Origin of the sequence: Mycobacterium timonense (genome assembly GCF_025821985.1) — a bacterium.
In the GTDB taxonomy this organism is placed as follows: domain Bacteria; phylum Actinomycetota; class Actinomycetes; order Mycobacteriales; family Mycobacteriaceae; genus Mycobacterium; species Mycobacterium avium.
This window is the reverse complement of sequence record NZ_JACKSY010000048.1, coordinates 35,360-59,501: the sequence shown is the minus strand read 5'-3', so window position 1 is coordinate 59,501 and position 24,142 is coordinate 35,360. Positions and strand designations below refer to the sequence as shown.

General features: G+C 70.2%; 20 protein-coding genes. 10 read left to right on the top strand and 10 right to left on the bottom strand.

Annotated elements, in window-relative coordinates:
- Positions 1-52 precede the first annotated feature (52 nt).
- Positions 53-1,558, top strand: coding sequence for an FAD-dependent oxidoreductase (locus tag H7I87_RS13690; protein ID WP_033722679.1), 1,506 nt, complete (start codon positions 53-55; stop codon positions 1,556-1,558).
- 5 nt (positions 1,559-1,563) lie between these two features.
- On the opposite strand, the gene H7I87_RS13685 is transcribed toward H7I87_RS13690, so the two are convergent.
- Both H7I87_RS13685 and H7I87_RS13680 read right to left on the bottom strand, forming a co-directional pair.
- Positions 1,564-2,613, bottom strand: coding sequence for a class I SAM-dependent methyltransferase (locus H7I87_RS13685; protein ID WP_019732651.1), 1,050 nt, complete (start codon positions 2,611-2,613; stop codon positions 1,564-1,566).
- A 58-nt stretch (positions 2,614-2,671) separates the two neighbouring features.
- The gene (locus H7I87_RS13680) at positions 2,672-3,844 is read right to left on the bottom strand and encodes a glycosyltransferase (RefSeq protein ID WP_023861603.1); all 1,173 of its coding nucleotides are present in this window, start codon (positions 3,842-3,844) and stop codon (positions 2,672-2,674) included.
- A gap of 459 nt (positions 3,845-4,303) precedes the next feature.
- On the opposite strand from H7I87_RS13680, the gene H7I87_RS13675 reads away from it, so the two are divergent.
- The 3 genes from H7I87_RS13675 (at position 4,304) to H7I87_RS13665 (ending at position 7,486) form a co-directional block, all read left to right on the top strand.
- A complete protein-coding gene (locus tag H7I87_RS13675; protein ID WP_023861602.1) occupies positions 4,304-5,704 on the top strand; it encodes a PPE family protein, SVP subgroup in 1,401 nt (466 codons plus the stop codon).
- Positions 5,705-5,798: 94 nt separating this feature from the next.
- Entirely contained in the window at positions 5,799-6,566 is a 768-nt protein-coding gene (locus H7I87_RS13670) for a C39 family peptidase (RefSeq protein ID WP_023861601.1), read from the top strand.
- An 80-nt stretch (positions 6,567-6,646) separates the two neighbouring features.
- On the top strand, positions 6,647-7,486 hold the full coding sequence (locus tag H7I87_RS13665; RefSeq protein ID WP_031347935.1) for an MOSC domain-containing protein: 840 nt from the start codon (positions 6,647-6,649) through the stop codon (positions 7,484-7,486).
- 119 nt (positions 7,487-7,605) lie between these two features.
- On the opposite strand, the gene H7I87_RS13660 is transcribed toward H7I87_RS13665, so the two are convergent.
- The 6 genes from H7I87_RS13660 to H7I87_RS13635 all read right to left on the bottom strand — a co-directional run bounded on the left by H7I87_RS13660 (position 7,606) and on the right by H7I87_RS13635 (position 12,197).
- Complete coding sequence (locus H7I87_RS13660; protein ID WP_003876660.1) at positions 7,606-7,860, bottom strand: hypothetical protein; 255 nt, start codon at positions 7,858-7,860, stop codon at positions 7,606-7,608.
- A gap of 32 nt (positions 7,861-7,892) precedes the next feature.
- Positions 7,893-8,552 (bottom strand): DUF1345 domain-containing protein, encoded by a 660-nt coding sequence (locus H7I87_RS13655; RefSeq protein ID WP_023861599.1) that lies wholly within the window; start codon positions 8,550-8,552, stop codon positions 7,893-7,895.
- A gap of 12 nt (positions 8,553-8,564) precedes the next feature.
- Entirely contained in the window at positions 8,565-9,227 is a 663-nt protein-coding gene (locus H7I87_RS13650) for a cutinase family protein (protein ID WP_003876662.1), read from the bottom strand.
- 56 nt (positions 9,228-9,283) lie between these two features.
- Positions 9,284-10,057, bottom strand: coding sequence for an enoyl-CoA hydratase/isomerase family protein (locus H7I87_RS13645; protein ID WP_019733288.1), 774 nt, complete (start codon positions 10,055-10,057; stop codon positions 9,284-9,286).
- Positions 10,058-10,115: 58 nt separating this feature from the next.
- On the bottom strand, positions 10,116-11,138 hold the full coding sequence (locus tag H7I87_RS13640; RefSeq protein WP_023861598.1) for a YihY/virulence factor BrkB family protein: 1,023 nt from the start codon (positions 11,136-11,138) through the stop codon (positions 10,116-10,118).
- Positions 11,139-11,213: 75 nt separating this feature from the next.
- On the bottom strand, positions 11,214-12,197 hold the full coding sequence (locus H7I87_RS13635; RefSeq protein ID WP_031347934.1) for a GGDEF domain-containing protein: 984 nt from the start codon (positions 12,195-12,197) through the stop codon (positions 11,214-11,216).
- Positions 12,198-12,372: 175 nt separating this feature from the next.
- Between H7I87_RS13635 and hrpA the strand changes: the two genes are divergently transcribed.
- The 3 genes from hrpA (at position 12,373) to H7I87_RS13620 (ending at position 18,971) form a co-directional block, all read left to right on the top strand.
- Positions 12,373-16,326 (top strand): ATP-dependent RNA helicase HrpA, encoded by a 3,954-nt coding sequence (gene hrpA / locus H7I87_RS13630; protein ID WP_023861596.1) that lies wholly within the window; start codon positions 12,373-12,375, stop codon positions 16,324-16,326.
- Positions 16,327-16,405: 79 nt separating this feature from the next.
- Complete coding sequence (locus H7I87_RS13625) at positions 16,406-17,917, top strand: FAD-dependent monooxygenase (RefSeq protein WP_031347933.1); 1,512 nt, start codon at positions 16,406-16,408, stop codon at positions 17,915-17,917.
- Positions 17,918-17,993: 76 nt separating this feature from the next.
- On the top strand, positions 17,994-18,971 hold the full coding sequence (locus H7I87_RS13620; RefSeq protein WP_023861594.1) for a DUF1444 domain-containing protein: 978 nt from the start codon (positions 17,994-17,996) through the stop codon (positions 18,969-18,971).
- Positions 18,972-18,996: 25 nt separating this feature from the next.
- Here H7I87_RS13620 and H7I87_RS13615 read toward each other — a convergent pair whose 3' ends face one another.
- A complete protein-coding gene (locus tag H7I87_RS13615) occupies positions 18,997-19,179 on the bottom strand; it encodes a hypothetical protein (RefSeq protein WP_003876669.1) in 183 nt (60 codons plus the stop codon).
- Positions 19,180-19,319: 140 nt separating this feature from the next.
- Between H7I87_RS13615 and zwf the strand changes: the two genes are divergently transcribed.
- Positions 19,320-20,837 carry a glucose-6-phosphate dehydrogenase gene (zwf, locus tag H7I87_RS13610; protein WP_033719836.1) on the top strand — a complete coding sequence of 506 codons (1,518 nt, stop codon included), beginning with the start codon at positions 19,320-19,322 and terminating at the stop codon, positions 20,835-20,837.
- 13 nt (positions 20,838-20,850) lie between these two features.
- Here the strand turns inward: zwf and H7I87_RS13605 are convergent, their stop codons facing one another.
- Entirely contained in the window at positions 20,851-21,774 is a 924-nt protein-coding gene (locus H7I87_RS13605; RefSeq protein WP_023861593.1) for a class I SAM-dependent methyltransferase, read from the bottom strand.
- 168 nt (positions 21,775-21,942) lie between these two features.
- Here H7I87_RS13605 and H7I87_RS13600 point away from each other — a divergent pair, with 168 nt between their 5' ends.
- Both H7I87_RS13600 and H7I87_RS13595 read left to right on the top strand, forming a co-directional pair.
- Complete coding sequence (locus H7I87_RS13600; protein WP_023861592.1) at positions 21,943-22,824, top strand: HpcH/HpaI aldolase/citrate lyase family protein; 882 nt, start codon at positions 21,943-21,945, stop codon at positions 22,822-22,824.
- An 82-nt stretch (positions 22,825-22,906) separates the two neighbouring features.
- The gene (locus tag H7I87_RS13595) at positions 22,907-24,142 is read left to right on the top strand and encodes an osmoprotectant NAGGN system M42 family peptidase (protein WP_019732210.1); all 1,236 of its coding nucleotides are present in this window, start codon (positions 22,907-22,909) and stop codon (positions 24,140-24,142) included.

Below are 24,142 nucleotides of genomic sequence, written 5' to 3'. Positions count from 1 at the left end.
GCGTTTCTTCCGGCCGGGCCGGGGTATCAGCACAGCCGTGACTTCTTTGTGGATGAGCGAGCGCACCGAACGTCCTTGGGCCGCAAGCCAGCTTGACCAGGGGCCGGCGTCCGCCGACGTGATCGTGGTGGGCGCCGGCATCACCGGCCTGATGACGGCGGCGCTGCTGGCCCGCGCGGGCAAGGACGTGCTGGTGCTGGAGGCGCGCACGGTGGGCGCCTGCGCGACCGCCAACACCACCGCGAAAATCAGCCTGCTGCAAGGCAGCCAGCTGTCCAAGGTGCTGCCGCGGCACGGCCGGGAGGTGACGCGCGCGTACGTGGACGGCAACCGCGAGGGCCAGGAATGGGTGTTGGGCCACTGCGAGGCGCACGGCGTGGCGGTGCAACGCGAAGACGCCTACACCTACGCCCAGTCCGTCCGGGGCGTGCCGTCGGCGCGCGCCGAGTTCGAGGCCTGTCAGGCGGTCGGGCTCCCGGTGGTGTGGCAGGACGACGCCGAGGTGCCGTTCGCCTATCACGGCGGGGTGCGCCTGGCCGACCAGGCGCAGTTCGACCCGATGCCCTTCCTCGACTCGCTGGCCGTCGAACTGCTCGGCCGCGGCGGCCGGCTGGTCGAGCACACCCGGGTGCGGCGCGTGTCCTGGCGCGGCAAGGGGGTGCGCGTCCACGCCAACCAGGGCAGCGATGCCGCCGGCCACGACGTCGAACTGCACGCCGACCAGCTGGTGCTCGCCACCGGCATCCCGATCCTGGATCGCGGCGGCTATTTCGCCCGGGTCAAGCCCAGCCGGTCCTACTGCCTGGCCTTCAAGGTCCCCGGCAACATCACCCGGCCGATGATGATCTCCACCGACTCGCCGACCCGTTCGGTGCGGTACGCGCCGGTGCCCGACGGGGAGCGGCTGATCGTGGGCGGCGCGGGTCATACCGTGGGCCGCGAGAAGAGCCCGTCCGCTGCGCTGGACGAACTGTCGGCGTGGACCCGCAAGCATTTTCCGGGTGCGGTGCAGACTCACTTCTGGTCGGCCCAGGACTACACGCCCATCGACCACCTGCCCTACGTGGGCCCCATCCTGCCCAACAGCGAAACGATTTTCGTGGCAACGGGTTTCAACAAGTGGGGGATGACCAACGGGGCCGCGGCGGCGTTGGCGCTGTCCAGCCGGATCCTGGGCGGGCGAATGGACTGGGCGCGCGCGTTCGCCAGCTGGAGCCCGCACGAGCTGTCGGGTCTGGCCACCGCCGTGCAGGCCAACCTCGAGGTCGGCTTCAACCTGACCAAGGGCTGGATCACTCCGGCGGTGCGGATCGGGCGCCGCAGCCCGGTCGACGGTGACGGCGGTGTGGTCAGCGGCCCGCCGTGGCACCTACAGGCCCGCTGCCGCGTCGACGGCACCGAGCACCGCGTGTCACCGGTGTGTCCCCATCTGGGCGGCATCGTGAACTGGAACGACGCCGACAAGGCGTGGGAATGCCCGCTGCACGGGTCGCGCTTCGCACCCGACGGCACCCTGCTGGAAGGACCGGCGACCCGGGACCTGACCGCGTCGCGCTGAGCGACTCACCCGGCGCGCGTCTTGGCGAAGACGATCCAGCGCAGTTCGATCGGGGAGTCGTCCCGTTCGACGTCGAACACGTCGAGGCCACCGGCCCAACCCTCGAACCACCCGGTGGGCGGCCAGGATTCGGCGGGCGAATGGGTCTTCTCGTACTCGTAGGCGGAGTCGTCGGCGACGAGCGCGAGCGGCAGCCCGCCCGCCGCGCCCATCACCTCGTCGCGGGTGAAGACCATGCTGTTGCACTGCTGACTGAATTGCACCGCGGCGGCGTCGGGAACGTAGCCGTCGCGGGCCAGGAAGGTGTTGAAGACCAGCCGTCCGCCGGGCGCCAGGCATTCGGCGGCGAGTTCGAACATGCCGCGCAACTCGTGGGCGGTGCGGAAGTCGGGCACCACCTCGGAGAGCACCATCAGCTGGTAGCGGTCGCGGGTATTCTCCATCGCCGTGAACACGTCGCTTTGAATAACGTTGACGCCCAAGGATTCCCGCTCGGCATCGGCGCGCATCGCCTCGGCGAACTTCGCGGTCATCTCCACCGCGTCCACCGGGTGACCGCGCCGGGCCAGCGCCAGCGCGTTGCGCCCGGTCCCCGCGCCGACGTCGAGCACCCGATAGGTGGCGGGGTCGTCGGCCTCGGCGGCCAGGGTCAGCACCCGCGCGTCGGGCTCGGTGCCGAACAGCGGCGGCGGACGCACGGCCACCCACTGTTCGTAGTCGGCCTCGATGGTGCGCCAGTCGGCCTGGACGTGGAAGTTCACGCCCGTGCCGAACGGGGCGTGATACGAGATGAGCACGTCCGACCGGGGGGAGGCCTTGAAGGCCTTGGCCAGTTCGACTTCCAGCGCCGAGCGCAGCTGCGCGAACTGCTCGGGGGCATACCAGACGCCCAGGGTGGCGCAGACGTTGCCACACAACTGGAGGTATTCGTCGATCATGGCCGGGACGGCCGGCACCCTGATGGTGCCCTCGGCCGACGTGCGGCGGTAGATCCGCCGGATCACCGCCTCGCGCAGCAGCGACGGATCGAACGAGCGATTCGGCGGATCCTGCACCAGAACCTTCTACACGACGGGCCGGCTTTGCACCACCGCCCGGGCACCCCGGCGCCGATCAGCCCCCGCGGGCGGCGTCCTCGAGCAGATCCGCCGCGGCCGCGACGCTTTCGCCGGGTTTGGTCATCCGGGTGGCGACCTCCCGGGCCCGGTCGTGGTAGCGCCCGTCCAGCACACAGCGAAGATCGGCGGTCAATGAGTCCAGGGTGGACGCCGAGAACGCGCGCGCGAGGCCGACTTCCAACGCGCTGACCGCCTCGGCCCAGACCGGCTGATCGAGCCACAACCACAGGATCAGCATCGGCACGCCGGCCCGCAAACCCGCGGCGGTGGTGCCGGACCCGCCGTGGTGCACCACCGCGCGGCAGGCCGGAAAGACCGCGGCGTGGTTGACCGCCGGCACGATTTTCACGTGGTCCTCGGGCGGGATGCCGGTGAAATCGTTTGGGCCACTGCAGATCAACGCCCGTTCACCCACCCGCGCGCAGGCAGCGCTGATCACCGCGACCGTCTCGGCGGGGGAGCTGACGGGGGTGCTGCCGAAGCCGAAGTAGACGGGCGCGGTCCCGTCGGCGATCCAGGACAGTACTTCGTCGTCGACGCCGGTCGGCAGGCCCAGGGTCAGCGACCCCACGAACGGCCGCCGGTGCCCCGCCGTCGCCCACTGCTCTGCCCGCCCGGGCACGCACAGCTCGTCGTAGGCCTGGATCTCCAGCGCCGCCCGGTCCGATTGCCCGGCGTCGGCGGGCAAACCGAGCGCCTGACGCTGGGCGGCTTCGGCGGCGGCGGTGACGTGTGACTGTATCCAGCCGAGCTCCAGCGTGTCGGCGGGGAAGAAGTGCAGCGCCGCCAGCGGGGCGCCGACGCGCTGGGCGACGTTGGCGGCCAGCCGCTGCTCGTTCATCCCGGCCACCAGCAGATCGGCGCCTGCCGCCAGCGCGGCGAGCGTTTCGCTCTTGGCGGCCCACACCGCGGTGACCCGCTCGGTCAGCTGCGGTAGCGCGCTGATCGGATTCTGCACCGTGTGGACGAAATCGGTGGCGGTGTTGATCTGCTCGCGGCTGTCCGGCCCGTAGGCCACCGCGCGCAGTCCGGCCGACTCCGCCAGGCCGAGCTGGTCGGGCGACAGCGCGATCCGGACGTCGTGGCCGCGGCGCTGCAACTCCCGGGCGACGGCGGCGCAGGGTTCGACGTCGCCCCGGCTGCCGTAGGTGGCCAGCACAATCTTCATCAACCAACCTCACTCACGGATGCTGCTCCGAATCCAAGCAGAACACCCCCCGGGCCGCCCGCCCGCAAGGTCCCGGCGGGCCCGCGGGCCGAGGTGACCACGGTTTTTGCTGGAAGCGCGCGGCTGAGACCGCACTGAGAACAATTTGCTCACGACGCGTCATACCCTTGTCGGTCGCAGCCGTCACGCCCCGGTAACCTAGCGTTAACCCACCGCAACAATTTCGCTGTATTCGTGAACGTGGGCGACAGTTGCAGACGTGTGCGACCGATCCTGGACAGTTGGGGGTCTCATCCGGCTGGACTTCGATGCGGTACCGGCAGTACCAGAAGGATTGCGATTTGTTTGCTGCTCAGGTGGCTATCCCCAGATCACGCCCCACATCACGCACGCCCGGCATGACCCGCGCTGACGCCATCCGTCCCGGCACAGCCAGCGCAGCGATCGGAGGAGAACGACATGGACTTCGCGGTACTACCGCCGGAGGTTAACTCCGCGCGGATGTACGCCGGTCCGGGGTCGGGACCCATGCTGGCCGCGGCGATGGCCTGGGACGAGCTGGCCGCCACCCTGCATTCGACGGCCGACTCCTATCAGGCGGAGATCACCGCCCTGACCTCCGGGCCGTGGGTCGGGCCGTCGGCGGCCTCGATGATCGCGGCGATCACGCCCTACCTGACGTGGATGCGCACCACCGGAGCGCAGGCCGAAGAAACCGCCAACAACGCCCGGGCGGCGGCCTTCGCCTACGAGACGGCATTCGCCGAGACGGTGCCGCCCCCGGTGGTCACGGCCAACCGCACGCTGCTCGCCCAGCTGGTCGCGACCAACATCCTGGGGCAGAACACGCCGGCGATCGCCACCACCGAGGCCGAGTACGCCGAGATGTGGGCGCGCGACGCGGCCGCCATGTACGGCTACGCCGGCGCAGCCGCCGCGGCGACCCGGCTAACCCCGTTCAGCCAACCGGATCCGACCACCAACTCCGGCGCCGAGCAGTCGCAGGCGGTGTCGAAGGCCGCGGCCACCGCCGCCGGCAGCACCCGCAACACCGTGACGCAGCAGCCGTTCTCGGCGGTGCCCAACATGCTGAACAACCTTGCGGTGTCGCCGAACGCGCTCGGCGACCCGCCGTCGGTGACCGACCTGCTGGGGCTGGAGAGCGACCTGATCGCGATCTTCCTCGACGCGCCGGCCAGCGTGGCCGGACTCGGCATCGACGCGCCCGGGACTTTGGTCGCCCTGCCCTTCGATGTGGCCGGCGCCCTGACCGGTTTCCACACCGACGACATCATCAGCGGCTGGGCCGGCGTGCAGCCCTGGCCCGGCACCGGAGAGGTGCCGCCGTCGCCGTTCCCGGTCATCACCAACCCGGCGGGCGGTTTCGGCACGCTGGCATCGGCGGGTCTGGGCCAGGCGAACACCGTCGGCACCTTGTCGGTGCCGCCGACGTGGACGGCCGCGGCCCCGGCGATCCGGCCGGCCGCCCTGGCGCTGCCGGCCACCACGGTGACCGCCGCCGCCGAAACCGCGGCCACCGCCGCACCCGCTGGCACCGGGAGTTTGTTCGGCGAGATGGCCGCGGCGGGTTTGGCCGGGCGCGCGATGGCCGGCACCACCGGCCTCGGTCGCGAGCGGGCCCGGGCCGAGGCCGCCAAGGCGCCGCGCGAACCGGGCCGCGAACCGGGCCAAGAACCGGGCAAGGCGCCGAAGCAGGAGCCGGCGGCGCCGGCCGTCAGCGCGGGCGGACCGATCACCAGCATCGCCGCCGAGCTGCGCGAGCTGGCATCGCTGCGGGACGCGGGGATCCTGACGCAGCAGGAATTCGAAGAACAGAAGAAGCGCCTGCTGCCAAGCTGACCTCGAGGGTTCACGGTGATTTGGCCCTAGCGCCGCGCCCGGGGTGCTACCGTTTGCTGGCCCATCGACCGTTCGACGAAATCCGGTAGCACGCATGCCCACCCTCCGCCTCGGCCGCGCCGCCCGGGTTGCCGTGCTCGCGGCGTGCATCGGGTTGGCCGGCGCGCCGCTCGTCGCAGGGTGTGGCGCCGCCCCGCCGGCCACCACCGCGGCGACCACGGCGGTAACCACGTCGTCGACTAAAGCCGTTGCAGCACAAGATAATCCGTCGTCCACGACCGCTACTCCCGGCCGGTACGGGAATCCCGCGGCCGCCGCCCGCCACTGGGCGGCACAGTCGCTTGAGGACAACTGCGGACTGGTCTCCGTCGCCGACGTGGTGGGCGAAATCACCGGCACCGCACCGAGTGAACGGCAGATGCTCGACCTGGCCGAGTCGACCCCGTCGGGCACCAATCCCGGTCCGATCTACGCGCCGCGCAACGACCCCAGCCATTCGGGCCCCAACGCCGGCATCGAGTTGGCCGATCTCGTCGTGCTGCTCGATCACTTCGGCATCAAGTCGGAGATGGTCTCGGCGACCGAGCCGGACCGCACCGGCCTGCCCGCGTTGGAGCAATACCTCGCCAAGAACCGCAAGATCATCGCCTTCGTCAACTCCTCGGTCATCCTGAACGCCGATGACCAGCGCACCAAAGCCGACCACTTCCTGGTCGTGACGGGCATCGACACGGACACCCAGATCGTGCACCTCAACGACCCGGGTATCGACCACGCCGACGAACAGGTCGGTGTCGCCACGTTCATGACCGCCTGGGAGACCAGTGATCAGTCGATCGTGGTGACCGCGGCGCCGATCTGAACGGTGGTGCGGCCCCGGGGTTTCGGGCACAGTGAGCACAGCGAACAATAGTGTGCAGTTGCGCCGAGTGAAGGTGTGTGATGGACGAGTCGACGGCCGCCCGCGCTGCGGTGCCGATGCGGGTCGAGGCCTTGCTGCGTTACCCGGTGAAGTCGATGCTGGGCGAAACGCTGGACCGGCTGGCGGTCGACGAGCACGGCGCCCAGGGCGACCGGCGGCTGGCGCTCGTCGACGACGAAACCGGACACGTCGCCAGCGCCAAGAATCCCCGGCTCTGGCGTGACCTGTTGACGTGCACCGCGCGCGCCGATGCAAGTGGGGTGCGCATCAGCCTGCCCGACGGGATGGACGTGGCCGCCGATGACCCCGGCGTCGACGAGCTGATCTCGCGGTTGACGCGACGCCGGGTCCGGCTGATCGCGCGCCGCCCCGACGGCGCCACGCTGGTGCGCCCCGATCCGGAGCAGCTGCTCGAGCGCGGCCTCGACGCCGAGGTCGACGGCCGCATTCTGCGGATCTCCGCGGCCACCCCGGGTCATTCGTTCACCGACGAAGCCCCGCTGCATGCGATCACCACCGCCACCCTGCAGCACATCGGGGTGGAGGCGCTGCGCTACCGGCCCAACCTGGTGATCGCCACCCCGCCGGGCTATCCGCCGTATGCCGAAAACGATTGGGCGGGAAGCGAACTCGCGATCGGGGAGGCCAGGTTGCGGGTGCTGACTGCCACGTCGCGCTGCGTGGTTCCCACTCTCGAGCACGGCCGGCTGCCGCGGGCCCCGCACGCGCTTCGCATCCCCGCGGCCGAAAACCGTTTGGACACAGGCGGTCACGGCCCGCAGCCGTGCGCCGGGGCCTATCTGGCGGTGCTGGCCGAGGGTGTCATCACCGTCGGCGACCCGGTCACCGTCGAATCGTAGCGTCCGGCGCGGCGGGCGGTTGTGCGGTCATGGCGAACCACCCCTTCGTCGCGGCACCGACTCGCGGCGAGCGGTCACCGAGACGCCTACCCGGATCGCCGGGCGTCTACGCAGAGACGTCAGTCATCGGCGTTGGGCGTGGGGCTTTGGGCGGATTCCCATTTCGCCTCGAGTGCGCGGGTCACCCGGGTGCCGGCGGGCAGGTCGAGTTGAAAGGTCTCGCCGCCGTCGCTTTCCAGGGTGACGAGATAACCCCCGTCGGTGGCGTCCTTGAAGACGACCTTGTAGGGCCGTTCACCGGAACCGCGGTCGACGGCGATGAGGTCGCCCGGGGTGACGTCGTCGATCAACTCGTTGCCGGAGACTTTGGACATAGCCCCGACGGTAGCCGATCGGCCGGGGCCGCTCAGAGCTTGGCGCCCAGCCCCGCGATCAAGTTGATCGTGACGGCCAGGATCACCGCGCCGAGCAGGTAGGACAGCAGGGCGTGGCGCAGCACCGTGGACCGGATGGCGGTCAGCCCGATCTCGGTGTCGGACACCTGGTAGGTCATGCCGACCGTGAACGCCACGTACGCGAAGTCCCGGAAGCGGGGCGGCTCCGGGTCGTGGAAGTTGATGCCGCCCGGCTGACCCGAGTAGTACAGCCGCGCGTAGTGCACGGTAAACAGGGTGTGCACGGCGAACCAGGATGCGGCGACCGCCAGGATGCCCAGCACGGCCGCGGCCACCGCCCGAGCGCCGGCATGCGACCCGGCGGCCACCACGTAACCGACCCCGGCCAGGCTCGCGACGCTGGCCGACAAAATGACCGCGTCGGCAACCCAGCGGGTGGGATCCTCCCGCGTCGCCCAGACGCGGGTCTGCTCGGCGTCCATGCCGAACAGGATGAGCTGCGTCCACACCACATACACCCCGGCCGTCACCACCCAGCCGACCAGCGCGAACCGCCAGCCGACGGTGTTGCCCACCACCACCGCGACGGCGACGCCGAGCAGCACGGCCACCGACATCCGCACCGCGACGGTGTCGCGGAACAACTTGACCAGGGGCAACGCCGCAGCCACGGTGAGCGGTCGCTAGGTGCGCGGCGAGCCCTGGTTGAGGTGGTTGGCCGCGAACGTCGCGGCCTGCGCGGTCATGCCCGCGTCGATGTAGGACACGTGCGCCATGATGTTGCCGCCGCCGGAGCAGATCGGGTCGTCGGGGGCGCACAGGCTGATGGTCTTGCCGCCGTAGAGCGGGTTGATCGTCGGCAGCGGCTGGCCGCCCCACAGCATGGTGGAGAAGCCGCTCGAGGGCTCACCGAACAGGGCCACCGCGGCGACGTGGTCGGCCACCGAGGGCGGCATCGCGTTGGTGGCCAGGTCGATCACGGTCGAGCCCTGCGAGTAGCCGCCGAGCACGATGCGCGAGTTGGGGCAGGCGGCCACGGTGTCCTGGACGTGCGCGCTCGCGTCGTCGGCGCCGGCGTTCGCGCTGTTGTGGTAGTCGTCGTTGGCCGGGTAGTTGACCGCGTAGACGTCGACGGACCGCCCGCCGAGCTGCGAGGTGAGCGAGTCGACGAAGGCCTGGCCGATGTTGCCCAGGCCGGGTTCCTGGTGGGTGCCCCGGGCGAACACCACCGAGACGTCCGAGCAGGGGTCGGCGGCGGCGACCGGGTTGCCCACGGGTGCACTCAGCAGCGCCCACGTCGTCACAACCGAGATACCAACCAAGCGGGCAAGTCTGCGTGCATTCATCCTGGAATCCTGACACACTGCCCGGCGCGGCGGTGCCGGTGCCCGGCCGGCACGCCTCACCGGCCGCGCCATTGCGGCTTGCGTTTCTCGGTCCAGGCCCGGATGCCTTCGGCGACGTCCTCGGTGGCCCCGGCCACCTTGCGCATGGTCTCGCCGAAGCGCACCGACTCGATCCAGCCCATGTCCGCGGTGCGCCACGCCACCTCTTTGGTCGCCCGCTGGGCCAGGGGTGCGGCCTCGGTCAGGGTGCGGGCCCAGGCCCGCGCCTCGGCCTGCAGCCGGTCGGGCTCCACCAGCTTCCAGACCAGCCCGATCTCCTTGGCCCGCTCCGCGCTCATCGGCTTGCCGGTCAACAGCAGCTCCATCGCACTGGCCCAGCCCACCCGGCGGGGCAACCGGATCGCCCCGACGATGGTGGGCACGCCGATCGCCACCTCGGGATAGCAGAACGTCGCCTCGGTGCTGGCGATGACGAAGTCGCAGAACAACACCCCGGTCAGGCCGTAGCCGATGCAGGGGCCGTGCACGGCGGCGATGGTCGGCTTGAACAGTTCCATGCCGGACTCGAAGGAGTTGATCGTCGGCTTCTCCCAGAAGGTGCCGCCGAAGGTGCCGACCGAGCCTTCGCCGTCCTTGAGGTCACCGCCGGCGCAGAACACGTCGCCGTTGGCGGTCAGGATCCCGACCCAGGCGTCCAGGTCGTCGCGGAAGCGGTCCCAGGCCGCATTGAGGTCCTGGCGCAGCGCACCGTTGATGGCGTTGCGCGCCTCGGGGCGGTTCAGGGTGATGGTGGCGACGTGGTCGTGCAGCTCATAGGTGACCAGACTCATGAGGGGAGACTATTTCCCCGTCGCCATCGCGTTCGCACAAGGCCGCCGCCCACCCGGCTCACGGTGTGCGCGGCCGCCGCACATCGCCGAAAATATTAAGGCGCCCAACGGTTTTGGCGGGTGAGCGTTTGGCGTCGTCGAATCTGACGCTGACCCGCTCGAAGGCCTTGACGCGTTCGGCCTTGACCTTCTTGGTGTAGGTCCGGCGATCGGCCGACGTGAGATCCGCGTCGTCGCTGAATGCGCCGAGCAGGGCGCGCGGGTACAGCCGCTCCACCAGAACGACATTGACCTCCGCGCACACCACCAGCACGGTCGACGCCAGGAACAGAAAGGCCAACGCGCCCAGCACCAACGCGAACACGCTGTTGGTGGCGCTGGCCCGCTTCACCACGTGCGCGACATAGCCGGCCCCGAACCATTGCAGGAGTTGCCAAACGAGCGCTGCCGCAACGGCTCCCGGCCACACCTGCCGGTAGGACAGCGCACGCGCGGTGGTGAGGCGGAACAGCACCAGGCAGATCAGCGCGTTGATGGCCACCGAGGCGAGTGCAAGTCCCGCCTTGCCGAGGACGCCGAGCCCCGCCGTGGCCTGGCCCGCCGCGGCCAGCAGGGTCGCCGCGATGGCCGCCGAGCCGAGCACCAAAAGCAACAGCAGGCTGCGCAGCCGCGACCGAATCGGGTTGGGGCGCTTGTGTTTCGGCACCGCCCACACCGAGTCCATGGCGTTCTGCACCGCCTGACCCACGCCCAGGCCGCCGTACAGGGCACCGGCCAGGCCCACGATCACGCCGGCCGCTCCTCCGCTGAGGCCCTCGGGGTGGTGCAGCTGGCTTCCGATGACCGGGAACTCGCTCAAGGTGCTGTGCAGCACCTGGGCCTGCAGATCGGGCCGGCCCGCCAGGATCACCCCCAGGCCGGTGGTCAACAGCAGCAGCAGCGGAAACAGCGACACCAGCGCGTAGTAGGTGATCAGCGCGGCGAGGTAACCGCCCTGGTCGTCGTTGTATTTGTAGACGACACCGACGATCACGCCGACGGCCCGATTCCGTCGCTGAAGCCTGTCCAGCCAACCGACCATCGCCGATCACTTCCCCCACCCGAGCCGGCTTCCCATTGGATGCGCTTGCCGCCTGATACCCGCATTCGGCCGCCGTCAACCGCGGGCGGGTCGCAGCCCGGGATCTCGCCTCCTGCGCTTGGCGCTGTACAGCTCCGCGGCCGCGGCCGCGTACAGCGACGCGATGTCGGCGCTCGCGCCCGCGCCGGACGCCGTGCCGATGCTGGTGTCCGGGGTGTGGCGGCGGACGCTGGCCACGAACTTGTCCGCCTTGGCACTGGCGGGGTTGTGGTCGGCGATGCACACCGCGAACTCGTCGCCGCCGAACCTGGCCAGCACGGCGCCGGCGGGCGCGACCTGGCGCCAGAAGGCGGCGCACCGCACCAGATACTGGTCGCCGGCGACGTGGCCCTCGGTGTCGTTGAGTGTCTTGAAGTTGTCGATGTCCAGCGCGACGACGGTGACGGTGGCTGCGGCCGAACGGGTTCGGGACAGCAGGTCCGCGGTGGCGATCTCCCACCCCGCACGGTTGAGCAGGCCGGTGAGGGGATCGGTGCACGCCGCCGTGACGAGGGCGCGCGTCAGCAATCCGAACGACTCGGCGGCTCCGATGATCGCGATCACGAAGATCGCGTAGTCGATCGACAGCTTCGGCGTGGGCGCGACCGCGAGGGCCGCCACGGACAGGCCGGCGAGCACGGCGACCAGGGCCGCGCCGCGGCGCGGCGAGTAGAACGCGCGCAGGTACATCGCCAGGAACATCGGCGCGATCAGGCAGACGAACTCGGCGATGATCACCCGGTGGAAGGCCATCACGATCGGCGTGGCCACGATCGCCGTCACCGTCGCGGGCGCGGGTTTGTCGGGCCGGGCGGCCAGCCAGGCCAGCGCCCCCAGACCGAGGCCGACCGCGACGATGCCGCCGGCCGGATTGGACAGGGTCAACCCCGGGCGGATCGGGAACAAGGTGAACACCACACCGTAGGCGTAAAGGAATGTGGTGGCCCCCAAGAAGATTCGCAACATGCGGGCCTGTTGGGTGCGGTAGAAGACGCTGCCCGCATCGGCGCGCAGCCGCAATCGATAGGGGCGGGCGTCTTTATCGCCGGATGGGTGGGGGAGGCTTCGGCCCATCCCGTCAAATCTCCTCGTCACCCCCCGGTATGGCGACGTGCGGCATTGCCATTTTGACACCGCGTCGGCCCCGACGCGTGACCGGACGGCCGTGCGCGGCCGTCGCTGAAGGACGCCTATCGTGGCAGCAGTGGCCGAACCGTCCTTCCCGGTGTCCGGGGCGCAGCTGCGCGGCCGGCTTGACGGTCTGACCATTCGCGACGCCGCGCGCCTCGGCCGGCGGCTGAAGAAGCTGCGCGGCGCCGCGCCCGACAAGCTGCGCCAGCTGGCCGATCAGATCGCCGCCGCGGAAGCGGTCGTCGCCGCCCGCCACGCCGCCGTCCCGGCCGTCAGCTATCCCGATCTGCCGGTCAGCGAGCGGCGCCGGGAGATCGCCGACGCAATACGCGCGCATCAGGTGGTGGTGATCGCCGGGGAGACCGGATCGGGCAAGACCACCCAGCTGCCCAAGATCTGCCTCGAGGCCGGCCGGGGCATCCGCGGAACCATCGGACACACCCAACCGCGCCGGCTCGCCGCGCGCACCGTCGCGCAGCGCATCGCCGACGAGCTGGGCAGCCCGCTGGGCGGGACGGTCGGCTACACCGTCCGGTTCACCGACCAGGTGAGCGACCGCACCCTGATCAAGCTGATGACCGACGGCATCCTGCTCGCCGAGATCCAGCGCGACCGCCGCCTGCTGCGCTACGACACGTTGATCCTCGACGAGGCGCACGAGCGCAGCCTGAACATCGATTTTCTGCTGGGCTACCTGCGCGAGTTGCTGCCCCGTCGGCCGGATCTGAAGCTCATCATCACCTCGGCGACGATCGAGCCGCGGCGGTTCTCGGAACACTTCGCCAACGCGCCCGTCATCGAAGTGTCGGGACGCACGTACCCGGTGGAGATCCGCTACCGGCCGCTCGAGATCGCCCTGCCCTCCGCAACCGCGGACGATCCCGACGACCCCGACCACGAGATCGTGCGCACCGAAACACGCGACGAGGTCGAGGCGATCGTCGACGCGATCGCAGAGCTCGAGGCCGAGCCGCCCGGGGACGTGTTGGTGTTTCTGTCCGGGGAACGCGAAATCCGGGACACCGCAGAGGCTTTGACGGCGCTGAAGCACACCGAGGTGCTTCCGCTGTACGCCCGGCTGCCCACCGCCGAGCAGCAGAAGGTGTTCGCGCCCCACACCGGCCGGCGGGTGGTGCTGGCGACCAACGTCGCCGAGACGTCGCTGACCGTGCCCGGCATCCGCTACGTCGTCGACCCGGGAAACGCCCGCATCTCGCGCTACAGCCGCCGGTTGAAGGTGCAGCGGTTGCCGATCGAGCCGATCTCGCGGGCGTCGGCCGCGCAGCGGGCCGGCCGCTGCGGCCGCGTCGCGCCCGGCGTGTGCATCCGGCTGTACTCCGAGGCCGATTTCGCGGCCCGCCCGCGCTACACCGAACCCGAGATCCTGCGCACCAACCTCGCCGCGGTGCTGTTGCAGATGGCGGCGCTGCGGCTGGGCGATATCGAGAACTTTCCGTTCCTCGACCCGCCGGACCGGCGCAGCGTCCGCGACGGTGTGCAGCTGTTGACCGAGCTCGGCGCGTTCGACCGGCAGGGCGCGATCACCGAGCGGGGCCGTCGGCTCGCCCGGCTGCCGGTCGACCCCAGGTTGGGCCGGATGATCCTGGCGGCCCAGACCGAGGGTTGCGTGCGCGAGATGCTGGTGCTGGCCGCGGCGCTGAGCATCCCGGATCCGCGGGAACGACCGAGCGACCGGGAGGAGGCGGCCCGCCAAAAGCATGCCCGGTTCGCCGACGAGCACTCCGACTTCATGTCGTATCTCAACCTGTGGCGCTATCTGCGTGAGCAGCGAAAGGAGTTGTCCGGCAACCAGTTTCGGCGGCTGTGTCGCGCCGAATTCCTGCACTATCTGCGGATTCGGGAGTGGCAGGATCTGGTCGGGCAGTTGCGCGGCATCGCCCGGGAGCTGGGCATCACCGAAGAGTCCGGCGAGCCGGCCGACCCGGCCCGGGTGCACGCGGCGCTGCTCGCCGGGCTGCTGTCGCACGTGGGTATGCGCCGCGAGGACTCCCGCGAGTTTGCCGGCGCGCGCAACTCCCGTTTCGTGCTGGCCCCCGGGTCGGTGCTCAGCAAACGGCCGCCGCGCTGGGTGGTGGTGGCGGAGCTGGTCGAGACCACCCGCCTCTACGGCCGCACCGCCGCGCGCATCCAGCCCGAGGCCGTCGAGCGGGTGGCCGGCGACCTGGTGCAGCGCAGCCACAGCGAACCGCATTGGGACCCCGACCGCGGCGAGGTGATGGCCTACGAGCGGGTGACGCTGTATGGGCTGCCGCTGGTGTCGCGCCGGCGGGTCGGGTATGCCCGCATCGATCCGGTGCTGGCCCGCGAGTTGTTCATCCGGCACGCGCTCGTGGAGGGGGACTGGCACACCCGGCACCGCTTCTTCGCGGACAACGCCCGGCTGCGCGGCGAACTCGAGGAGCTGGAGGAGCGCGCCCGCCGCCGCGACCTGGTGGTCGGCGACGACGACGTCTACGCGCTCTACGACGCCCGCATCCCCACCGACGTGGTGTCCGCGCGGCACTTCGACGCGTGGTGGAAAAAGCAGCGACACCAGACCCCGGATCTGCTCACCTTCACCCGCGCCGACCTGCTGCGCACCGAGGAGACCGGCGACGCCGACCGTCCCGACAGCTGGCGGGCCGGCGACGTGACGTTGCCGCTGACCTACCGGTTCCAGCCGGGCGCCGCCGACGACGGGGTCACCGTGCACGTGCCGATCGACGTGCTGGCGCGGCTGGGCGGTGACGAGTTCGCCTGGCAGGTGCCGGCGTTGCGCGAGGAGCTGGTGACCGCGCTCATCCGGTCGCTGCCGAAAGACCTCCGCCGCAACTTCGTTCCCGCGCCCGACACCGCGCGCGCGGTGTTGGGCGCCATCGATCCGGCCGCCGAGCCGCTGCTGCCTGCGCTGCAGCGCGAATTGCGCCGGCGCAGCGGGGTTTCGGTGCCCATCGACGCGTTCGATCTGGACAAGCTGCCGGCGCATCTGCGGATGACGTTCGCGGTGGAGTCCACCGACGGGACCGAACTCGCCCGCGGCAAGGATCTGCGGGCACTGCAGGAACGGCTCACCACGCCGGCGCGGCAGGCCGTCGCCGACACGGTCGGGGCCCGGCTGCAGCGCACCGGGTTGCGCGGCTGGCCCGACGACCTCGACGAACTGCCCCGCGTCGTGCAGCGCAGCCTCGACGGCCGCACGGTGCGGGGCTACCCGGCGTTCGTGGACACCGGCGGTGCGGTCGACCTGAGGGTGTTCGCGACATCGGCCGAACAGGTCCGCATGATGGGCGCCGGTCTCCGCCGGCTGGTACGCCTGAGTATTCCGTCACCGGCCAAAGCTATTGCGCGTCAACTTGATCCACGCACCCGCCTGGCGCTGGGCGGCAACCCGGACGGCTCGTTGCCGGCGCTGCTGGAAGACTGCGCCGACGCCGCGACCGACGCGCTGGTGCCGCAGCCGGTGTGGACCCGCGACGAGTTCACCGCGCTGCGACAGCGGGTGGCAAAGACGCTGGGGCCCAACACCATCGAGCTGGTGGGCCGTGTCGAGCAGGTGCTGGCCGCCGCCCAGCAGGTGCAACTGGCGTTGCCCGCGACGCCGCCGCCTGCCCAGGCCGACGCGGTCGCCGACATCCGCGCCCAGCTGGACCGGCTGTTGCCGGCCGGCTTCGTCACCGCCACCGGCGGCGCGCGGCTGGGCGATCTCACCCGCTACCTGTCGGCGATCCGTCGCCGCCTGGACGGGCTGGCCCGGGCCGGCCATGCCGACCGCGACCGGATGCGGCGGGTGCACGCCGCGCAGCACGCCTACGACGAGTTGGTGGATGAGCTACCCGAGGCCGCGAAGACGGCCGCCGACGTCCGCGACATCGCGTGGCAGATCGAGGAACTGAGGGTGAGCCTGTGGGCCCAGCAGCTCGGCACGCCGCGCCCGGTCAGTGAGCAACGCATCCACCGGGCGATCGACGCGGCGCGGCAGCGCTACCGCGTGGCTTTGCCTCCCACTCTCAACCTATAGCGCACCCCGGGGCTTGCCGCAAGACCGGGGTGGTGACGCAAAATCGCTGTCTCGAACCACAATTCGGAATGGGGGCGAAATGCGGGGTGTGCGTTTCTCGGAGCGGTCGGTCCGCGGCCATGCGGTGCTCGTCGCCGGAGCCGGCCCGACGGGGCTGATGCTGGCCGGCGAGTTGGGGTTGGCCGGAGTCGACGTCGCGCTGGTCGAGCGGCGGGCCGACCAGCAGCTGATCGGCTCGCGCGCCGGCGGTCTGCATGCCCGCACGCTCGAAATCCTCGACCAGCGCGGGATCGTGGATCGTTTCCTGGCCGAGGGGCAGGTGGCGCAGGTCGCCGGCTTCGCCCAAATCCGGCTGGACATCAGCGACTTTCCCACCCGGCACCCCTACGGACTGGCGCTGTGGCAGAACCACATCGAGCGCATCCTGGCCGACTGGGTCGGCGAACTCGGTGTGCCAATTTACCGCGGCCACCGGATAGCGACCTGCACCCAGGACGACACCGGCGTGGACGTCGTCGCGTCCGACGGCCGAACCCTGCGCGGGCAGTATCTGGTCGGCTGCGACGGGGGCCGCAGCGTGATCCGCAAAGCGGCCGGTATCGACTTCCCGGGCTGGGAGGCGACGACGAGCTATCTGCTCGCCGAGGCCGAAATGGATTGGCGGACAGGGCAATCACCGCAGTGGGGGATTCACCACGATTCGCTCGGCGTGCATGCCCTGTCCGAGACGGAGCCGGCCGGGGGTGTGCGGGTGCTGGTCACCGAGCGGCAGCTGCGCAGCGCGGCCGAGCCGAACCTGGACGACCTGAGACAGGCGCTGATCGCGGTCTACCGCACGGATTACGGAATCCACAGTCCCCGTTGGATTTCCCGGTTCACCGATGCGGCACGCCAGGCGGCGCGCTACCGTGACCGGCGGGTGCTGCTGGCCGGGGACGCCGCACACATCCATCACCCGGTGGGCGGGCAGGGACTGAACACCGGCGTGCAGGATGCGGTGAATCTGGGCTGGAAGCTGGCCCTGGTGGTCGGCGGCGCGTCGCCACCCGCCCTGCTGGACACCTACCACGCCGAACGGCATCCGGTCGGCGAGCGCGTGCTGCGCAACGCGATAGCGCAGATGGCGCTGCTGCGTCCCGACGAGCGCACCCGGGCGCTGCGCGACCTCGTCACCGAGCTGCTGGGCATGGACGAGCCGCGGAAACGGTTCGCCGCGATGATGTCCGGCCTGGACGTTCGCTACGACCTGGGCCCGGGGCATCCGCTGCTGGGCCGGCGCATGCCCGATCTCGACCTGGTCACCGCCGACGGCGCATCGCGGGTGTTCGCCCTGCTGCGAAACGCCCGGCCGGTGCTGCTCAATTTCGCCGGCGCCGGGCGCCGCAGCGTCGCCGGCTGGGCCGATCGCGTGCGCGTCGTCGACGCGAAATGTGTTGCGGATTGGGAACTTCCGGTGCTCGGGCGGGTGAGCGCACCGCCGGCGGTGTTGATCCGGCCGGACGGCCACGTCGCGTGGGCCGGCGACCCGAACGACCCGGGGCTGCACGATGCCCTCACCACCTGGTGCGGGCCGCCCGCGGCCGGCGGATGAGCGCGCGCCGATGGTGACTTGTGCCGGCGCCCCCAGGGTGTAACGTGCGTGTTCGCTGATCGAGAGCAGGAAGCACGTGGACATGGCAACCGACCAACCGGCGACGCCGCCGGTGACGTGGGCCGAAGCCCAACCGCTGCTCAGGCCGGTGCTACGCCCGCAAAGCTACGCCAACCGGCTGGTCAACGACGGCGCGCAGCCCTGGGTGCGTCCGGTGTTCCCGCTCATCAACGAGATGGTGGTCGTCGACCTGCCCGCGGTACGGGCGATGGTGACACCGGCCGAAACCGGTGCCTGGGGCATCACCGGCGATCAGGCCTTCACGGTGGCCCGGGAGAACCTGACCGCGCGTCAGCAGATTCTGACCCCGGGGGAGGAGTACCTGCTGAGGGACACCGACGGCGACAGCTACATCGACTCGATGGTGTTGGCGACGGGTTGGCTGGGCTCGCTGGCGGTCCCGGGCGGCCCCCGGCCGCTGGTGTTCTTTCCCGGCGACGGGTCGTTGGTGCTGGGCACCGACGCGCCCGACGGCGTGGCCGAGCTCTTCGAGGTCGCCGAGCAGCTGTACCTGGCCGCCGAACAGCCCGTCTCCCCGCAGGGGTACACGATCGCGGGCGCCATCATCGTGCCGTTCGACCAAGCCGGCCCCCACCCGGGGCGCGGGCTCGCGCTGAGCGCCCGAAGCCTTTTGGCCGCAACGGAATACCGGCACCAGACCGAATATCTGCGGGAACACTATGAGCGCGAACGGTTCCCGCAGCAGGTGGCCGAGGCGCGGCTGATCGACACGCCGTGGGGCCGGCGCACCACCACGGTGTGGGCGCAGGGGCCGGCCTGGGAGCTGCCGCACACCGATTACGTGACGTTCGCGGCCGGTGACCCGTCGAACGCTGCCGACACGTTCACCGTGCCGTTCCCGACGGTCGTCGATGCGGTGGGCTTGCTGCCCGTCGCGGGGATCAGTCCCGTCCGGTACCGGGCCGACGAGTGGCCGGCCGCCGACGTGCTGGCCGCCTTCCGCGCGCACGCCGTGGACTTGCCCGACCGATGAGGCACGACGCGGTCCGGCGGCCGCGCTAGTCAGGCGGCTCGTCGTCCGAGCCGCGGACGGCGGCATCCTCCCGGTCGCTGGGCTTTCCGGGAACACCCTCGGCTTCGCGGTCGTCGGCGACCTTCTCCTCGAGTTGGTCGACGATGTTCTCCAGCTCCTGAGCACGGCTCAGCGGGTCTTTGTCGGGTTCGCTCATATCGCTTTCCATCGGCGCATTCCATTGGGGGTGGCGCGGGCTTGGTGTGGGGGCCCAGGCGCGGGCAGCCCGCCGGTATCCAGTACCCGATCGTAGGACCGCTAACCCGAGCAGACGCGACACGGCAGCGCGGCGATGGAAGTATCGCAGGGGTGGCTACCCAGAAACCGCAGACCATCTCCTACCCGGCTCCCGAGGCCCGGCCGCGTCGTCACCACACCGACCCGCTCGACCCTCATGTGATCGTCCTGTTCGGCGCCACCGGGGATTTGGCGAAACGCAAGCTGATCCCCGGTTTGGCGTATCTGGACCAGTCCGAGCTGGCACCCGACATCCAGATCGTCGCCACGTCGCTGGAGGACCTGAGCAACGACGAATTCCGCGAGCTGGCCAAGAACGCGATCGACTCGTTCGGCACGCACAAGCTGACGCCCGACCAGTGGCGCAACTTCGCCGACATCATCACCTACATCCCGCAGAGCGCCGGGTCCGACGCGCTGGCCGCCGCGGTGGCCGAGTCCGAGGCCAAGCTGGGGCCGAACGTGCGGCGGCTGCATTACCTGTCGGTGCCGCCGAAGGCGGCGCGCGCGGTGATCACCATGCTGCGCGACGCCAAACTGGTCGAGCGGTCGCGGGTGGTGATGGAGAAACCGTTCGGCACCGATCTGGCCAGCGCGGTGGCGCTCAACAACTTCGTGCACCAAACCTTCGAGGAATCCCAGATTTTCCGCATCGACCACTTCCTGGGTAAGGAGGCCGCCCAGAACATTCTGGCGTTCCGCTTCGCCAACGGGTTGTTCGAGCCGATCTGGAACCGCAACTTCATCGACCACATCCAAATCGACATCCCCGAGGCCCTCGGCCTGGATCAGCGGGCGAGTTTCTACGAGGAGACCGGCGCCTACAAGGACATGGTGGTCACCCACCTGTTTCAGGTGATGGCCTTCGTGGTGATGGAGCCGCCGACGGCGCTCGAACCGTTCGCCATCAGCGAAGAAAAGAACAAGGTGTTCCGGTCGATGCTTCCGGTCAAGCCCTCGAACGTGGTTCGCGGTCAGTACATCGGCTATCGCGAGGAAGACGGAGTGGCAAAGGATTCCGACACCGAGACATTCATCGCCCTCAAGGTCGGCATCGACAACTGGCGGTGGGCCGGGGTGCCCGTCTACCTTCGCACCGGTAAGAGGATGGCCGAGGGCATCCGCATCATCTCGATCGCGTTCAAGGAGGCACCGCGGACCATGTTCCCTCCTGGGTCGGGGGTGGGCACGCAGGGGCCCGACCACCTGACGTTCGATCTTGCGGACAATTCGCGGGTGTCGCTGTCGTTCTACGGCAAGCGGCCCGGCCCCGGCATGAAACTGGACAAGCTGTCCATGCAATTCTCCACCCAGGAGATCGAAACCGCGGTGGACGTGCTGGAGGCCTACGAACGGCTGATCCTGGACGCGATGCGCGGCGACCACACCCTGTTCACCACCGCCGAAGGCATCGAATCACTGTGGGAGCGTTCCGAAGAGCTGCTCAACGACCCGCCACCGGCCAAGCTGTACCAGCCGGGGACATGGGGCCCCAACGCAATTCACCAGTTGATCGCGCCCAACGCGTGGCGGCTGCCGTTCGAGCGCGAGTGGCGCGATCCCAGACCCTACCCCGGAGTGGGCGGCTGAGAAGTGCTGCGGTTCAGCCCAATTCGGCGCTGAGATAACTGATGGCCTGGCGGAATTCCCTGAGGATGTCGTTGTCGGGCAACTCGAAGCCGTAGTCGGCGTACACCCGCTCGGTGGGCAGGCGGGTGACGCTCCAGCCGGTGGCCTCCAGGTGGTCGCCGGCCGGGCGGCGCTCGCCGAGCCAGACCAGTTCGGCGACGTCGATGTCCAGTCCGTGCTGGCGCCAGGTGCTGCGCATCGCCCGGGCGCGTTCGTCGGTGAACACCCGCATGTCGGTGATGTTCTCGGTGGCCAGCCTGCTGCCCGGCGCGCTGAGCGCGGTGATGTTGTCCAGCAGCCGGTCCTGGGCGTGCGGCGGCAGGTAGGGCAGCAGCCCCTCGGCGATCCAGGCGGTACGGGCGCTGCTGTCAAAGCCGTTGTCGCGCAACGCTGTTGACCAGTCATCGCGCAAATCGACGGCGACGGTGCGGCGCTCGGCGGTCGGTTGCGCGCCCAGCCGGGCCAGGGTGTCGGTCTTGAAGGAGATGACCTCGGGCTGGTCGACCTCGAACACCACGGTGCCCGCCGGCCAGGACAACCGGTAGGCCCGCGCGTCGAGCCCGGCGGCCAGGATGACGGCCTGGCGAATGCCGGCGGCGGTCGCTGAGCGGAAGAAATCGTCGAAAAACCGCGTCCGCACCGTGATTTGCTCGCGCCGCTGCTGCAGCGTCATCGGCATGTCGTCGGTGTCGAGCGGGATCTGGCCGTCCAGCATCCGGACGAAAAAGGGATGCCCGACCGCGCGCACCAACGGTTCGGCGAACCGGTCGTCGAGCAGCGGGTCCGGACCGCGAGAGGCCAACGCCCGGGAGGCCGCGACCATGGTCGCGGTCGCCCCCACGCTGGAGGCCAGATCCCAGCTGTCGCCCTCGGTACGTGACGAACCGGTCGATGACATCTGTTCTCCCCTTCCGCGATCCGGCCGCCGCGGGACCGATTGGCCCCCGGCCCGGTCGCCACCCGCGACTACACCGCCGGTATCGAAGGGTACTTTCTGGCTATGCCGCGCGCATCGCGCACGCCGGTGATCCCCCGCTGAGCCCGACGACAGGAAGTGAATCGCCCGATGGCACCGACCCTGCGCCCGCGCCGATCGGCCCTGTACCTGCCCGGCAACAAGCCGCGGGCGCTGGAGAAAGGCAAATCGCTGCCGGCCGACGTGCTGATATTCGACCTCGAGGACGCCGTCGGGCCCGACGCGAAAGCCGAATCCAGAGCCGCGGTGTGCGAGGCGATCTCGTCGCCGGACTACCGGCCCCGCGAGATCGTGGTGCGCATCAACGGCCTGGACACCGAGTGGCACGACGACGATCTGGCGGCGGTGGCCGGGTCCGCCGCCGACGGCGTGCTGGTGCCGAAAGTCGAGACGGCACAACAGGTTCAAGCCCTGGACCGGGCGCTGGACACGTTGGGCGCCGCGGCGTCGCTGCAGCTGTGGGTGATGATGGAAACACCGCGGGCCTTCCTGCGGGCCGAGGAGGTCGCGTCGGCCAGCGACCGCCTGGCCGGGCTGGTGGTCGGCACCAATGACCTGGTCAACGAGTTGCACGGCCGGCACGTCGCGGGGCGCGGCCCCGTCTTGCCGGCGCTGGGCCTGGCATTGTTGGGGGCGCGGGCGGCCGGAAAGGTCGTCTTGGACGGCGTGTTCAACGACATCACCGACGACGCGGGTTTCCGGGCCGAGGCGGCCCAGGGCCGGGAGATGGGATTCGACGGCAAGACGCTGATCCACCCGTCCCAGATCGCCCCGGCCAACGAGGTGTTCGGCCCGTCACCGCAGGAGCTGGCCGACGCCCGCAAGGTGGTGTCGGCCTACCAGCAGGCGCAGGCCGCGGGAACCAGCGTCATCACCGTCGACGGCCGGATGATCGAGAGTTTGCACGTGCGCGACGCGCAACGGATCCTCGCCCTCGCCGATCTGATCTCCGAACGGGACGCGGCGTCCTAGCAGCGCGGAAGCCCGGGCCGGGGCCGCTCGCGTCGGCCACACGGTAGGTTGAACGCGATTCCCAGACCGGAAAGGAGACGAGGTGGGCCAGACCGCGGCCATGGCCGAGGCCGACCGCACGTGGATGGTGGACACGCTGCTGGCGCTGCTGCAGACCCCGAGCCCGTCGGGGCGCACGGACGCGGTGATGCAGGTGATCGGCGACATCCTCGACGACTTCGGCGTGCCGTTCACGCTGACCCGGCGCGGGGCGCTGACCGCCGAGCTGCCGGGGGAGTCGGCGACCACCGACCGCGCGCTGGTGGTGCACTCCGACACCATCGGCTGCATGGTCCGCGGGCTCAAGGACAACGGCCGGCTGGAACTCGTTCCGGTCGGCACCTTCTCGGCCCGATTCGCCGCGGGTGCACGGGTGCGCATCTTCATCGACGATCCCGAGGAGTTCATCACCGGCACGATCCTGCCGCTCAAGTCCAGCGGCCACGCGTTCGGCGACGAGATCGACACCCAACCCACGGGCTGGGAGCACGTCGAGGTTCGCATCGACCGCAAGGTGTCGTGCCGGGACGACCTGGTCCGCCTCGGTCTGCAGATCGGTGATTTCGTCGCCCTGATCACCAGCCCCGAGCTGACCGCCGACGGCTTCGTGGTCTCCCGGCATCTGGACGGCAAGGCGGGCGTGGCGATCGCGCTCGCCCTGGCCAAGAACTTCGCCGAGAACAAGGTGGTGTTGCCGCACCGCACCACGATCATGGTCACCATCACCGAGGAGGTCGGTCACGGCGCCAGTCATGGCCTGCCGCCGGACGTCGCCGAACTCATCTCCGTGGACAACGCGGTGTGCGCGCCCGGCCAGCACTCGCTGGAGGACGGGGTGACGATCCCGATGGCCGATATGCACGGCCCGTTCGACTACCACCTGACCCGCAAGTTGTGCCGGCTGGCCCAGGACCGCGGAATCCCGTTCGCGCGCGACATCTTTCGCTATTACCGGTCCGACGCCGCCGCGGCGATCGAGGCGGGCGCGAACACCCGCGCCGCGCTGGTCGGCTTCGGGCTCGACGGCAGCCACGGCTGGGAGCGCACCCACATCGATTCGCTGGAGGCCGCCTACAACCTGCTGCACGCGTGGCTGCAGACGCCGTTGACGTTCGCCAAGTGGGACGCCAAGCCGACCGGGAGCCTGCGCGACTTCCCGTCCTCGAAGCAGCCCGCACCCAGCGAGCGTTGGGTGCCGTTGTCGCGCGGCGACTACGAAAGCCCGGGCGACGCGTCGCCGGGGACGCACTGGCCGCCCTCGCAGGGACCGCAGTCCTGA